The organism is Methylobacterium sp. FW102-HT35C08 (assembly GCF_058790235.1).
Map to the genome: position 1 here is coordinate 2904011 of NZ_JBYTCL010000002.1, position 12099 is coordinate 2916109.

The 12099-nt window shown below is 67.5% G+C and carries 15 protein-coding genes; 10 read left to right on the plus strand and 5 right to left on the minus strand.

Going from position 1 to position 12099, the window contains the following annotated elements; genetic code table 11:
* Window positions 1–126 precede the first annotated feature (126 nt).
* Window positions 127–1635: a LuxR C-terminal-related transcriptional regulator gene (locus AC3WSN_RS13980; RefSeq protein WP_492538611.1), complete on the minus strand. Its 1509-nt coding sequence runs from the start codon at window positions 1633–1635 to the stop codon at window positions 127–129.
* Window positions 1636–1996: 361 nt separating this feature from the next.
* Here AC3WSN_RS13980 and AC3WSN_RS13985 point away from each other — a divergent pair, with 361 nt between their 5' ends.
* The 8 genes from AC3WSN_RS13985 to AC3WSN_RS14020 all read left to right on the plus strand — a co-directional run bounded on the left by AC3WSN_RS13985 (window position 1997) and on the right by AC3WSN_RS14020 (window position 9005).
* On the plus strand, window positions 1997–2473 hold the full coding sequence (locus AC3WSN_RS13985) for a C40 family peptidase (RefSeq protein ID WP_492538613.1): 477 nt from the start codon (window positions 1997–1999) through the stop codon (window positions 2471–2473).
* A 7-nt stretch (window positions 2474–2480) separates the two neighbouring features.
* Window positions 2481–4601 carry a phage tail protein gene (locus AC3WSN_RS13990; protein WP_492538615.1) on the plus strand — a complete coding sequence of 707 codons (2121 nt, stop codon included), beginning with the start codon at window positions 2481–2483 and terminating at the stop codon, window positions 4599–4601.
* Window positions 4598–5962, plus strand: a complete 1365-nt coding sequence (locus tag AC3WSN_RS13995; RefSeq protein WP_492538617.1) for a hyaluronate lyase N-terminal domain-containing protein — start codon at window positions 4598–4600, stop codon at window positions 5960–5962. The genes AC3WSN_RS13990 and AC3WSN_RS13995 overlap by 4 nt, the downstream gene beginning before the upstream one ends.
* Window positions 5963–6056: 94 nt before the next feature.
* Window positions 6057–6671 (plus strand): lysozyme, encoded by a 615-nt coding sequence (locus AC3WSN_RS14000; RefSeq protein WP_492538619.1) that lies wholly within the window; start codon window positions 6057–6059, stop codon window positions 6669–6671.
* Between the two features lie 2 nt (window positions 6672–6673).
* The gene (locus tag AC3WSN_RS14005) at window positions 6674–7084 is read left to right on the plus strand and encodes a 3TM-type holin (protein ID WP_492538626.1); all 411 of its coding nucleotides are present in this window, start codon (window positions 6674–6676) and stop codon (window positions 7082–7084) included.
* Between the two features lie 94 nt (window positions 7085–7178).
* Complete coding sequence (locus tag AC3WSN_RS14010; RefSeq protein ID WP_492538629.1) at window positions 7179–7517, plus strand: hypothetical protein; 339 nt, start codon at window positions 7179–7181, stop codon at window positions 7515–7517.
* A gap of 332 nt (window positions 7518–7849) precedes the next feature.
* On the plus strand, window positions 7850–8149 hold the full coding sequence (locus tag AC3WSN_RS14015) for a DUF6894 family protein (protein WP_492538631.1): 300 nt from the start codon (window positions 7850–7852) through the stop codon (window positions 8147–8149).
* A 289-nt stretch (window positions 8150–8438) separates the two neighbouring features.
* Window positions 8439–9005, plus strand: a complete 567-nt coding sequence (locus AC3WSN_RS14020; protein WP_492543108.1) for a Ros/MucR family transcriptional regulator — start codon at window positions 8439–8441, stop codon at window positions 9003–9005.
* Between the two features lie 64 nt (window positions 9006–9069).
* Here AC3WSN_RS14020 and AC3WSN_RS14025 read toward each other — a convergent pair whose 3' ends face one another.
* From AC3WSN_RS14025 to AC3WSN_RS14035, 3 genes are all read right to left on the minus strand, one after another.
* Window positions 9070–9408, minus strand: coding sequence for a hypothetical protein (locus AC3WSN_RS14025; protein WP_492538632.1), 339 nt, complete (start codon window positions 9406–9408; stop codon window positions 9070–9072).
* A 332-nt stretch (window positions 9409–9740) separates the two neighbouring features.
* Window positions 9741–10067 carry a helix-turn-helix domain-containing protein gene (locus AC3WSN_RS14030; RefSeq protein WP_492538633.1) on the minus strand — a complete coding sequence of 109 codons (327 nt, stop codon included), beginning with the start codon at window positions 10065–10067 and terminating at the stop codon, window positions 9741–9743.
* Between the two features lie 31 nt (window positions 10068–10098).
* The gene (locus AC3WSN_RS14035) at window positions 10099–10512 is read right to left on the minus strand and encodes an addiction module toxin RelE (protein ID WP_492538635.1); all 414 of its coding nucleotides are present in this window, start codon (window positions 10510–10512) and stop codon (window positions 10099–10101) included.
* A 144-nt stretch (window positions 10513–10656) separates the two neighbouring features.
* Between AC3WSN_RS14035 and AC3WSN_RS14040 the strand changes: the two genes are divergently transcribed.
* Together AC3WSN_RS14040 and AC3WSN_RS14045 are read left to right on the plus strand one after the other, a co-directional pair.
* The gene (locus AC3WSN_RS14040) at window positions 10657–11025 is read left to right on the plus strand and encodes a hypothetical protein (protein ID WP_492538637.1); all 369 of its coding nucleotides are present in this window, start codon (window positions 10657–10659) and stop codon (window positions 11023–11025) included.
* Window positions 11026–11124: 99 nt separating this feature from the next.
* Entirely contained in the window at window positions 11125–11376 is a 252-nt protein-coding gene (locus AC3WSN_RS14045; RefSeq protein WP_492538639.1) for a DUF6894 family protein, read from the plus strand.
* Between the two features lie 47 nt (window positions 11377–11423).
* Here the strand turns inward: AC3WSN_RS14045 and AC3WSN_RS14050 are convergent, their stop codons facing one another.
* Complete coding sequence (locus AC3WSN_RS14050; protein ID WP_492538641.1) at window positions 11424–11828, minus strand: helix-turn-helix domain-containing protein; 405 nt, start codon at window positions 11826–11828, stop codon at window positions 11424–11426.
* Window positions 11829–12099 lie beyond the last annotated feature (271 nt).

Below are 12099 nucleotides of genomic sequence, written 5' to 3' on the forward strand. Positions count from 1 at the left end.
TGCGGGTACTCGCGCCGCGGCTGCTGCGCGAGCTTGCGGAGTTCGAGGCCGGATACCTCTGACGTTCACCGGCCGGCGCAGGGCGCATGGCGGCCTGCTTGTTACCCAGACGCCGGGCTGCGCGACCTAGTCGCCGTCGTGATTGGCGGGCAGCACGCCGGCAGCCGTCGCGATGAGAACGGCCTCGGGCAAGGTGTGGGCGCCGAGCGTCTCCATCACACGAGCCCGGTGGATCTCCACCGTGCGCGGGCTTAGGCCCATCGTCCGTGCGATGGTCTTGTTGGTCCCGCCAGCGAGCAATCCCTCCAGCACCGCGTGCTCACGTGCCGACAGAGCCGCGATCCGGGCACGGGCCTTGTCGTCCCCGCGCGCCCGATCCGCTTCGGCGTTGATCTCGGCGAGCGCCGTTCTAACCGCGAACAGCAACGCCTCCGGTGCCCAGGGAACCTCGAGAAAATCGACCGCTCCCGCCTTCATGACGCGGACCCCGAAGCCGACATCGCCCCCGCTCGCGCCGACCGCCACCACGGGCAGGTGCGCGCGTGCCGCCTTCAGTTCGCTTGCGACAAGTAGGTCGCCGGCCGCCTCCAAGTTGAACACGACGCAGCCCGGGATCAGCGAGCCCGCCATCTTGAGGAGGGCCCGACCGCTCCCAAAGGCTCGCACCTCGTACCCGCCGGCCTGAAGGGTACCGACGAGGCCGCGCCGGGAATCGTCCCCGCCCGCGATCACGTAGGCGCGCAGGCCGGTGTCGGTGGTGATGTCCTGCGCGATCCCGCCCGCTGACCGGATCCATCCGTCAGTGCCCGGGATCGGGAAGAAGGTGTCGCGGATGCGGCGCACCGCGTGATCCGAGGCGCGCTGGATGCGGTACTCCAAAACGAGTGTCTCGCCATCGCCAACCCGCTTCAGCGCCTGCGCGGCGGCGTCGCGGTCCTCCGGGTGGACGCTGGCGAGCCAACTCGCGAGGTCCGGCATGTCCTCGGCAGGCATGCCCCAGACCTGCGCGAAGGCCGGGCTGAGATAATCGAGCCGCCCGCTCTCCAGGTCGGCGAGCCAGAGCACGTTGGCCGAATGCTCGGCGAAGCGCCGGAAGCGCTCCTCGGTCAAGCGTAAGGCACTCACCTTCTGCAGGCGGTCGATCACCGGCCCCAGGATGATGGTGTAGGTGCGCAGGAACTCGGTGTCCTCGTTGCCGAAGTCGCGCGGTTCGGTCGCGTCCACCTGCAGCAGGCCGTAAGCCTTCCAGCCGGGCACGAAGATCGGCACGTTGGCGAATGCGATGACCCCGGCCTCCTTGATGAACTCGGGGACCTCGAAGCGCTCCTCCTTGCGGATGTCCTGCGTGATGATCGGCTTGCCTTCCTTGATCGCGAAGGTCTCGGAGGAGCGCTCTCCCATGGGTAGGCGCAGCCGGCCAACGATGCCCGGATCCCAGCCGACGCCAGCCCGCACGAGCAGGCTTTGCCTGTCCCCTTGGATCTCTAGGATCTTGGCGCGGCTGGTGCCGAGAGCCTCGGCGACGAGACGGCAGGCTTCGGTCAGCACCTCGTCGAGGTTCTCGCTGCGCAGAGCGAACTCGCCGAAGTCGGCCAGCACCTGCTGGCGCTTCATCATCTGCTCTTGGCTGGGCATCGGAGGCCCCCGGCGCTGAGCGATCAGGCGCTGGTCAGCGAAGAACCGTGGCGCGGACCCTGCGGAGCACCTTACCCACCTGCGTTAACACCGCGAGCCAATCCTGGGTTCAAGTCAGTCCCTGTACTGCCTGGAAGCGGACGTTCCCAGCTTCAGCAAGGGGTCGGGAGCGGGCGTGGATACGATGTCCGCTCCTATGGATCGCCATCCCAGAAGCGGACCGGCGGAAAACCACCCCAAACAGACATGCCGAGCGTGGATCCAGCGTCAGATCCGAACCGCTGAGCTGGGCTCGTCTTCCAGCGAGTAGGGCTCGGCGCGCGATGACGTGACCGGGGATGAAGCGCGTCGAGGGCTTTGCATGCTCGCTGAAGACGAAGGGCGCCGCCACCTCGTGCGCGAGGCCCGACGCTGGATCGGCACGCCCTACCATCCCGGCGCCGACCTGCGCGGCGTCGGGGTTGATTGCGGCATGCTCCTCGTGCGCGTGTTCGTCGATGCCGGCCTCGTGCCGGCGTTCGACCCGCGCCCCTACCCGCAGGACTGGCATCTCCACCGCGACGACGAACGCTACCTCGGCTTCGTGTCTGAACGCGCTGCCGAGGTCGCTCAGCCAGAGCCCGGCGACGTTGTGGTGTTCCGCTACGGTCGCGCCTACGCCCACGGCGGCATCGTCACGGCAACCGAACCGCTGACGCTGGTGCACGCCTTCTCGCCGGCCCAGGCCGTGATCGAGGAGCCGATCGCCCGTAATCCCGTCCTCGCCCAGTCGGGCCGGCACCCGCGCTTCTTCAGCCTCTGGGCCGCCCGCGCGACCGCCGAGGCCGACCAAATCTGAGACCGCCATGAGCCTGTTCGGCGGGAAGAAGCGCACGGTCCGGCCGGACTACACCGGCCTGCAGGTCCAGACCGCCTCGAGCGCGCTGCCGATCCCGATCGTCTACGGCACCAACCGTATCGCCCCGAACATCCTCTGGTCCGACGGCTTCCAGACGCACGCGCAGCGCAGCAAGCGCGCGGGCGGCAAAGGCGGTGGCGGGCGCAGCATCACCGGCTACACCTACTCGACCTGGATCATGTTCGGCCTGGCGGAAGGGCCGGTCCAGGGCATCGGCGAGGTGTTCAACGGCCAGTCGGTCACACCCTTCCCGACCAACTTCCTCAGCCTCATCTCTGGCGACACGCCGCAGCAGCCCTGGGCGCCGGCTCTGGCCCGCTACCCGGCCGCCGCACTGCCCTACAACGGCACCGCCTATCTCGCCTCGCCCTACTTCGACCTGGGCTCGAGCGCGACCATCTCGTCAATCGCCTTCGAGGTCGTTGGCCGCCTCGCCGGCACCGCGGGGCCGCTCGGGCAGGATGCGGATCCGGCTGCCCTGGTCTCCGACTTCCTGACCAACGCGCAGTATGGCGTCGGCCTGCCAGCCAGCGCGCTGAGCGGCGCGGCCTTGTTCGGATCCTCGGGCGACGGCACCTACCAGACCTACTGCGCCGCCCTCGGCCTCGGGCTGAGCCCGGCGCTCACCGACGCCGAGACCGCCAACTCGATCCTGGCGCGGTGGCTGAGACTGACCAACAGCGCGGCGGTATGGTCGGGCGCGCGGCTCAGGATCGTCCCCTACGGCGACCAGGTCGTGACCGGGGTCACGCACACCGGCGCCAGCGTCACCTACGTGCCCGACGTCGCGCCGGTCTACGATCTCACTGACGACGACTTTCTGGCAGCCGAGGGCGACGATCCGGTGCGCATCGCGCGCAGCGATCCGTACGGCCTGCCCAACGTCCAGCGCGTCGAGTGCTCCGATCGCAGCCACGGCTATACCGCCACGACCGTGGAGGCGCGGGACCAGGGCGCGATCGAGCGCTACGGCTTGAAGGTCGGCGGAACCATCACCGCCCGGGAAATCTGCGCGCTGTCGATCGGGCGGCTCGTGGCGCAACTCGCGCTGCAGCGTGCGCTCTACATCCGCAACACCTTCACGTTCCGCCTGTCCTGGGAGTTCTGCCTCCTGGAGCCGATGGACGTCGTGACGCTGACCGATCCGGGGCTGGGGCTACTGCGAGCCCCGGTGCGCATCACAGCGATCGAGGAGGACGAGGACGGGCTTCTCAACGTCACGGCCGAGGAGTTCCCGCGCGGGACCGCGACCGCGGCTTCCTACCCGGCGGTCGGCGCGACCGGATCGGCGGTCGACCGCGACCGGGCGCCCGCGCCCGTCAACGATCCGCTCATCTTCGAGCCGCCGGCCGCGCTGACTTCGGGCGTGCCGCAGGTCTGGATCGCGGCCTCCGGCGCTAATGCCGACCCGTACTGGGGCGGGGCGAACGTCTGGGTCTCGCGCGATGGCGCCGCCTTCGTCGATATCGGCACGATCACGGGCCCGGCCCGCCAGGGCGTGCTCACCGCCGATCTGGCCGCCCCGGCCGGGCCCAACCCCGATCTCGGCAACACGCTCACAGTCGATCTGGGCCGATCCGGCGGCACGCTCGCCTCCGCCAGCGAGGCCGACGCGCGGGACGGCGTCACCCTCGCCCTGGTCGGCCAGGAACTGGTGTCCTTCGCCACCGCGATGCTCACCGCGTCCCACCTCTACGCCCTGACCTATCTGGAGCGCGGGCTCTCCGGCTCGCCGGCCGGCGCGCACCCGGCCGGGACGTCCTTCACGCGGCTCGACGAGGCGGTATTCCGCTACAGCGTGCCGGCGGCCTATATCGGCACCCAGCTCACCCTGAAGCTGCAGTCGTTCAATATCTTCGGCGGCGCGGCCCAGGATCTGGCGACCTGCACGCCCTACACAGTGACGCCGATCGGCTCGGGCCGGTTCGGCCCGGTCGCCGAGACCCTAGCCGTCGGCAGCGGCCCGGATCTGGGGCTCGCCTCGCAGGCCGCCACCCGCAGCGACGATTTCGGCCTCGCCTCCGACCCCTACCCCAACTTCCTCGATCTGGGGCTCGCCTCGTCATGAGCGTGCGCACGCAGTGGCTGCGGGACGCGTGGTCGTTCCTCGCGACCTTCGTCGGCAGGCCGGGCGAGTTCGTCGTCGACACCACCAACTGGCGCCTGGTCGTCCATGATGGCGTGACGCCCGGCGGCCACCCGTCCGTCTCCGCCGGCGATCTGAAGGCTGGCGTGCCGGTGCTGGGCATCAACACCGCGGCCGACGCCACCAATCGCCTCGCGGTGAAGTCCGAGGCCGCGCTGCTCTCCTGGGACGAGGTCACTCCCGGGGCCGGCAACATGCGCCTGACCCTCAACAAGAAGGCTGCGGCTAACGACGCCGGCTTCGTCCTGCAGACCGGCTACGCGAGCCGGGTCCTGTTCGGCACGCTCGGCAGTGACGACCTGACCGTGAAGACCAGCGCAGATGGGGCCACCTTCCGGACGGCCATGACGGTCTCGGCGGCGACGGGCTATGTCGGCCTGTCCGGGGTGACCGAACCGAGCGCGCCGCTGCATGTCCAGGGCTCCGGCGCGCAGCCGATCGTCCAAGTCGAGGCCTTCGGGGGCGATGCGGCCGGTAAACGCGGGCCCGTCACCAACTGCAGCGTCCGGGCCGCCCGCGGCGCACCGGGGGCGGCGCTGCCGATCAAGGCGGCCGACCGGATCTTCGGCCTGTTCGGCGCCGGCTACCACACCGGCGGCGCCTATACGGCCGATGCCGTCGCGCTCCTGGGTGTCGCCGAGGAAGATCTCACGGCAGCGGCGCAGGGCACCTGCCTCGATATCCAGACCACCGCGCCCGGCACCACCACGCGTCGATCGGTGGTGAAGGTCCGCGGCAACGGCGCACTGGAGCTGCAGCCGTTGCCGGCCGAGCCGGCAGGCGGCGCACAGGGCCAGATATACGCCGACAGCACGGCGACGGCGCTCCGATGGCACAATGGCACCTCCTGGAGCCGGATTACCAACTTCGCCAAGGCCGCCGCGTCGACGAACTTCGACAACTACATCGCCGCGAACGCCTGGACCAAGGTGCAGTTCAACGTCGCCGACAGCAACGACCAGGGCGCGTTCGACGCGGCGAAGAACCGGTTCGTCGCCCTCGAGGCCGGCCTCCACGGCTTCACCGTCTCCCTGACCTACAAGAAGAACGGATCGAGCGCCCCGACGGCGCTGGAGGTGCAGCTCTACCGGAACGGGGCGGCGTCCGGGCGCGGCCGAGCCGCGGCGACCGGCGCGCTGATCGACGGCGTCAGCGCGGTCAACCTCGCGACTGTCCTGAAGCTGGCGGCGAAAGACACCGTTGAGGTCTTCGTGCGGTTCACGGGCGCCGACGGCTACGTGGCCGCGGCCGATTCCTTCTTCGGCGCCCGACAGCAGCCGTGATCGCCTTCAGCCGCGGATAGGGCAGCTTTTCCCGTCCGACGCAGAAGCGCGGACCCGCGCAGTGGGGGCGGCCAAGCCTCGACAGGAGTCTTCCATGGACCTCTCGCCCCTCGGGCGCGCCGCCCTTGCGGCGCGCGAAGGCTGCCGGCTGCGCGCGTACCAGGACAGCGTCGGCGTCTGGACGATCGGCCGGGGCCACACGAGTGCGGCCGGCCCGCCCAGCGTGCAGGAAGGCCTGAGCCTGACTCAGGCGGAAGCGGACGCGCTCTTCGCCGCCGATCTGAAGCCCTACGTCGCGACCGTGCGTGCCGCGCTCGCCAAGCTGGTGCCGCAGCCGTTCTTCGACGCCTGCTGCTCGCTGTGCTTCAACATCGGTCAGCCGAACTTCTCGCATTCCAGCGTCGTGCGGCTCGCCAATGCCGGCGATCTGCCGCGGGCGGTGGAAGCCTTCCTGATGTGGGACCGGCCGGCCGCGATCATCTCCCGCCGACAGGGCGAGCGCGACCAGGCGGCGTTGGCTGCCTACGGCACAGTCCACGCCCGCCGCGGCGATCCAGCACCGGTGCGCCCGACAGAGGGACCGACACCTGCCGCGCCGCCGCGCCCCGACCCGCTCGCGCCCATGACTGGCACGACGGGAGCGGCGCTCGAATCCTGGTGGCTGCGCCTGCGCGATGCCATCCGCGTCAACATGCAGAAGGGTGCCTGACTATGGGGTTCCTCGCCATCCTCCCGGCCCTGCTCGGCGCCGTCGGTCCGATCCTCGCGCGTGTGCTGCCCGACGAAGGCCAGCGCCTGCAAGTGCAGCTGGAGCTTCAGAAGGCGCTGATCGAGCAGCAGGGCGATCTCGGCCGCGCCATGGCCGAGGTGATGAAGGCCGATGCCGGCTCGGAGAGCCCGCTCGCCCGCAACGCGCGGCCGCTCACGGTGCTGTGGGCGCTGGCGATGATCACCTGGGTCGGCGTGGTCGCGCCGATGATCGGGCTGCAGGTCGAGGTGGTGGCCGCGCTCAAGGGCGTGCCGGCCGAGCTGTGGTCGCTGCTCACCGTGGGGATTGGCGCCTACATGCTGGCCCGCTCGGTCGACAAGATCGTGCCGCAGGTGGTCGGCCCGAAGGGCTGAGCCTGAAGGCCACGGGCGCGCCGCGATGACGGACGAGACACCGTCCCGGGCCCCGACAGCGCGGCCGGACCACGGCGAGCGAAGGACCGGAGCCATGGCGGACCATCTGCCCGAATGGATCGGGCGCCTAATCGAGCGGGTCGAGGCGACCGGCCGGCAGATGGACGCGCTCGGCGGCAAGCTCGACCGTATGGACGAGAAGCTGGAGGGCGTGGCCTACCGGCGCGACATCGAGCTGTTCGTGGCGCGCGACGAGATCGAGCGGCGGATCGACAAGGCGGTGGACGGCGCGAAGGCGGAGGCCGCGAAAGGACTCGCCGAGGTCGCCGGGCAGGTGCGCGACCTGCGCAAGATCGGCTGGGGCCTGGCCTCGGCGGCGTTGCTGGCGTTCGGGGGGATCGTGCTGGCGAAGGTCGGGCTGGCGGGGCGGTGAGCTGGCATTCATGCCCGCGAGCTCCGTGGGGCGCCCTGACATCGGCCGGGGCGGCGTCCACCGTTTCAGCCCCGCCGGCGCCGCCGCGCGAGGCTCTTTCCCAAGAGGGGCTCAAGTACGCCCCTTCCCGGCTTCGGCGGAAGGCCCCTCACCATCCGGTGCTGAACCTGAGAAGCCCGCCCGGTCCGCCGGCGCGGGCTTTTTCGTGCCGGTCGCGGTCGGCAGAAGACGCGGCCGCCGCACCTAAGCTCTTCAATTGATGTGGACCAAATCCGCGTGGGACCGAAGCTGCCCGGCATTGCCCTCTGAGATCGCGTCGGGGGGAGTGCCGAATGCCACGCTACTTCTTCGATTATGAGGACGAAGAATTCTACCCTGACGAGGATGGGGTCGAATGCTCCGATCTCGCTCGCGCGCGCCGAGAGGCGACGCTGAGCTTATCCGAGATGGCCCGGTACGCGATCCCCTCGGATGGGGGCAGCAAAACCGTCTCCATGACCGTGCGTGATGAGGCAGGCGCTCCGGTGTATACGGCGACCCTGACCTTCGCCGGCCATCAACCAAGCAGCGTGACATCCAGCCAGCGGCTCGGCTCACACGCTGGTGAGATCGGACGCGCCTCCGCCCCGTGAGCAGATCGGCGCGGGGCCAGCACAAAATCACGGGTTTCCGCCGGGCAGCCTTCTCGCCACGTCGCTCAAGATCGACAGCCATGACGGGGGCGCCGACGTGGGCGTGACGGAACCGAGGGCGAAAGAGGATCTTCCCGACTGGAGTTGAAGGGCTGTCGCCGGTTTTTAAAACCAAAAGTTATCCTTGAAAGGGTAGATATCTGGCTCTTTTTGCAGAAAACCTGCAAATATCACTTGACTAACGCTTAAATCGACTTCGTTCGTTTTGCGTGCACCCCAGGAGATGCAAATGGACGAGAACACTCAAGTTTCAGGACCGGATCAGCTCGATTTCGTCCAACTCACCACCGACATCGTCGCCGCCTATATCTCGAACAACTCGGTGCGGCCTGCCGACCTCCCGCCTCTTCTGACCGAAGTTCACGCTGCGATCGCCGGGCTCAACAGCGCCCCTGCTTCCGCCGAGCCGAAGGCCGAGAAGCTGACGGCTGCGCAGATCCGCAAGTCAATCACGCCGGACGCGCTGATCAGCTTCATCGACGGAAAGCCGTACAAGACCCTGAAGCGGCACCTCAGCGGAAATGGGCTGACAATCGAGGAGTACCGCCAGCGCTACGGCTTGCCGCGCGACTACCCGACTGTAGCGGCTAGCTACTCCGAGCAGCGCTCCAAGCTCGCCCTGGCGCTTGGGCTCGGCAACCAGAATAGAAAGGCCCCGGCGAAGGCTACAGCTGCCGACGAGACCATCTCAGAGGCGCCGAAGCCCCGTGGCCGGAAGAAGGCTGCTGAACCCGTTGCTGCGCCGGCCGAGAATCCTGCTCGGGTTCGCAAGTCGAAGAAGGCCGCAGCCGAGTAAGCTGCTCGACCCCTACCAGCCCCGCCGTCACCGCCGCGCGGGGCTTTTTCGTTCCAGGGGTCGCTCAACCGCCCAAGGCCCGCGCTCTCTGGCTTGGCGTGCCTTTTTCCAGCAAACCGCTCAGCTCACGAAAGGCAGTGTCCATCTTCGCGAGATGTTGGTCCCTAGCAGCCTTGGCCGTGTCATCGACGATGATCCCGCCATGCGTTTGGCCGAACTCCTGAGCGAGCGTCAGCAGCTTGACGGCGCCGGCTTCAATCTCGGGAGTGACCTCCACGAAGGCAAGCGCGTTCTGAACGTGCGCCTTCACGTTGCGAAGATGCATGTCGGTTCCAAGCCCGACCGCGAGCTGCTTGATCGTGCCTTCCATCGCGGCAAGGCTTTCAACGGCTAATTGGGACAACTCTAATTCTCCACTCTCAGGGCCTTCGCATCCGTCGACATCTCGAACGCCTCGGCTTCCGCCGGCGCGCTCTTCGTCGGTTCAAGGACCAGGCCTCGGCTGCGGACCGTGCGGTTCGGACGGTGAGCCGAGCTGCGCCACCGAAGCCGGAAGCTTATCGGTCACTTTCGGAACGGCGGCCGTGATGAAGGCGAGCAGCACCATCCAGCCCCAGCCCTCGCGTGAGCGAAGCGCCAGAACGGTCGCACACAGAACGCAGATGATCGGCAGCGCGTTAGCTGCCACCATGTACATGGTAGACATAGAACTATGCGCCTGTTCCGGCGCCTCCTTTATCCCAGTGCGGCTATTTTGGGCGGTGGAGCGTCATCCATCTCCAGCGCGTCGCGAACCCACGCGGGGTCTTTGTCAATCAAGGTCAGTAGAACTCGCGCAGGGCCTTCAGGGCGACGGTCGCCCTGCTCCCAGTGTCGGACGGCAGCCAAGCTGAAGCCGAAGCGGACAGCAAACTGCGCCTGCGTCAGCTCCATCTTGCGGCGTATGGCCCGGACATCGACCGTATCCGGGACACACACCTGCCGTTCGCGTGCACTGGTCGCATCGCCACGGGCGTGCGACAGCGCCTCCTGTAGCCCAGTGATGATCTTGCGACCGCTCATCTCTCGCTCCTCGGTAGTCTTCTTTTGATTTTTAGGCTCTCCCGCCTGAGATCAGGCGGTAACTTATGCTGATGCGCTCGTGGACAAGCTCATTGACCAGAAGGCGCATGTCAGCCTTCTCGGCTTCCGTGATGTCTATGCGCTCGCCCTTGGCGTAGACCGCCAAGAGGTAGACCGGCATATTCAGGTCTCGGAAGTAGTAGATCACCCGAGCGCCTCCGCGCTTACCCTGAGAGCGGGCGCGCCAGCGCAGCTTGCGGATACCTCCAGTCGCCGGGATGATGACCCCGGCTTCGGGATATGTCGCAAGATGTGCGATCAGGTCTTCGTACTCACGGTCGTTGAAGACAGAAGCCATATCGCGAGTACATGATGCCATTTCGGCAATCGTTATGGGGTAGTTACACGCATTGAACATTTCCAACTTCGTCCTCGATTTGGCCATCGAGGTTCGGCCCCCTCGTGGCATCAGCCGCCCGTTGGAAACAGCGTGTACTCCAATGGCGTACAGGACGCAAGCTAAAACATGCCAATGGCATACTCGTTCCCTCTTTCTGAACGGTTAAGCTTTCAGCCGTAATCCGCGGCCATGTCCGACCTCTCGCCCGCCGTCGCCTCCTGGCGCGACCAGATTGAGCGCTTGTCCGAGCACGCCTCGCCCTGCCGGTACCTCCTCCCGGCGAAGTGGAAGGCGATGCGCGAGAACGCGCTTGCGTTCCTCGACCAGCACGGCGCCGAGGCCCACCGGCTCGGCTGGACGGCGCCGCAGCTGTTCGGCGTCCACCCCGAGCACGGCTTCCTGCGCGTCGAGTATGCGGGCGCCCTGATGGTCAACGACAGCCCAGCGGCCGGCGTCGAGCCTAACCGGATCGTGTTCGACCGCTTCTCCGGCTACCGGACGAAGCCGGGTCAGACCTGGGGGCCGCCGGTCTGGGAGTTCGCGGCCCGCGCGCGCTGAGGCGCCGGTGGCACGTGTCTCGCTCGGCAACGTTTAACTCTGTCCGAAACTGGACCGAACTACCGTGATGGGCGTGGGTTTGCCCACGATGGAGCCAAGATGGAGGCGCGGGTGCCGCGATACTTCTTCAACGTCCACGACGGCCGCAGCGAGCTCGACGCCGAAGGCACTGAGCTGGCCAGCAAGGATGCTGCCCGGCTCACCGCGGTACAGCTCACCGGCGAGATCTTGCGAGACGAGGCACGCCTCCGCAAGTTCGGGGAGGATTGGCGCCTTGAAGTTCTGGACGTCGCCGGTGCGAACGTCTGCACGGTCGATGTGCGCGTCAGCGTCCCTGTCGCGGACGGTTGAGATCAGGGAGCCACCCTTCGGGGGTCTTCCTATCGAAGGGGGAGCGGCTAGTCCCGGTCTGCCTTGGGCTGCAGGCTAGCAGTTGCCTTCACGACAGCCAAGATTCCGGTCCGGGTGGTACTGTCCGCGATGCTCGTGAAGGCCCTTACGAGCTCCATCACCTCCGAATCATCGAGGAAGGGTGTCGCTCCAGAGCTGGGCCCGTCCGACTGCGGCTGACGGGCGAAGAACGTCTCCACCGGGACTTTCAGGACGTCGGCTATCGCCTGGAGTCGGCCGGCACCGACGCGGTTGCGGCCCTTCTCATATTTCTGAACCTGCTGAAAGCTAATGCCTAGGGCGTTTCCGAGAGCGGTCTGGCTCAAGCCCTGGGCTGCTCGAAGCGCGGCGATACGGCTGCCGACCGTCCGATCGGCGTCGGTCGCGAGCTTGGGCGCAATTTGGGCGGTCACGGGTGCGGTCACTCGACGTTGGCTTTCAGATCAGTATGGCTGGGGCGTTCGAAGCGTCGGCGCTCTTCAAACACGATGATGCACAACTTAGTTGCGCACAGACATGCAATTTTGACGTGTGTCAATCAACCGGTTTGACCTTAGCCGCAGACAGCTTCGCGTCTACGCAGTCAGGCCTCGGCCGCCGTGCTGGCCTTCTCCAAACTCGTGATCCGGGCCAGACGGTCGCTCACGAGTGGACCGGTAGGCACCCTGATCTGAAGCGGTAATG

What these genes read in the sequence shown, in the direction of transcription:
- AC3WSN_RS13980 (WP_492538611.1), bottom strand. Translation starts at nt 1,635, where the DNA reads ATGCCCAGCCAAGAGCAGATGATGAAGCGCCAGCAGGTGCTGGCCGAC.
- AC3WSN_RS13985 (WP_492538613.1), top strand. Translation starts at nt 1,997, where the DNA reads ATGCTCGCTGAAGACGAAGGGCGCCGCCACCTCGTGCGCGAGGCCCGA.
- AC3WSN_RS13990 (WP_492538615.1), top strand. Translation starts at nt 2,481, where the DNA reads ATGAGCCTGTTCGGCGGGAAGAAGCGCACGGTCCGGCCGGACTACACC.
- AC3WSN_RS13995 (WP_492538617.1), top strand. Translation starts at nt 4,598, where the DNA reads ATGAGCGTGCGCACGCAGTGGCTGCGGGACGCGTGGTCGTTCCTCGCG.
- AC3WSN_RS14000 (WP_492538619.1), top strand. Translation starts at nt 6,057, where the DNA reads ATGGACCTCTCGCCCCTCGGGCGCGCCGCCCTTGCGGCGCGCGAAGGC.
- AC3WSN_RS14005 (WP_492538626.1), top strand. Translation starts at nt 6,674, where the DNA reads ATGGGGTTCCTCGCCATCCTCCCGGCCCTGCTCGGCGCCGTCGGTCCG.
- AC3WSN_RS14010 (WP_492538629.1), top strand. Translation starts at nt 7,179, where the DNA reads ATGGCGGACCATCTGCCCGAATGGATCGGGCGCCTAATCGAGCGGGTC.
- AC3WSN_RS14015 (WP_492538631.1), top strand. Translation starts at nt 7,850, where the DNA reads ATGCCACGCTACTTCTTCGATTATGAGGACGAAGAATTCTACCCTGAC.
- AC3WSN_RS14020 (WP_492543108.1), top strand. Translation starts at nt 8,439, where the DNA reads ATGGACGAGAACACTCAAGTTTCAGGACCGGATCAGCTCGATTTCGTC.
- AC3WSN_RS14030 (WP_492538633.1), bottom strand. Translation starts at nt 10,067, where the DNA reads ATGAGCGGTCGCAAGATCATCACTGGGCTACAGGAGGCGCTGTCGCAC.
- AC3WSN_RS14035 (WP_492538635.1), bottom strand. Translation starts at nt 10,512, where the DNA reads ATGGCCAAATCGAGGACGAAGTTGGAAATGTTCAATGCGTGTAACTAC.
- AC3WSN_RS14040 (WP_492538637.1), top strand. Translation starts at nt 10,657, where the DNA reads ATGTCCGACCTCTCGCCCGCCGTCGCCTCCTGGCGCGACCAGATTGAG.
- AC3WSN_RS14045 (WP_492538639.1), top strand. Translation starts at nt 11,125, where the DNA reads ATGGAGGCGCGGGTGCCGCGATACTTCTTCAACGTCCACGACGGCCGC.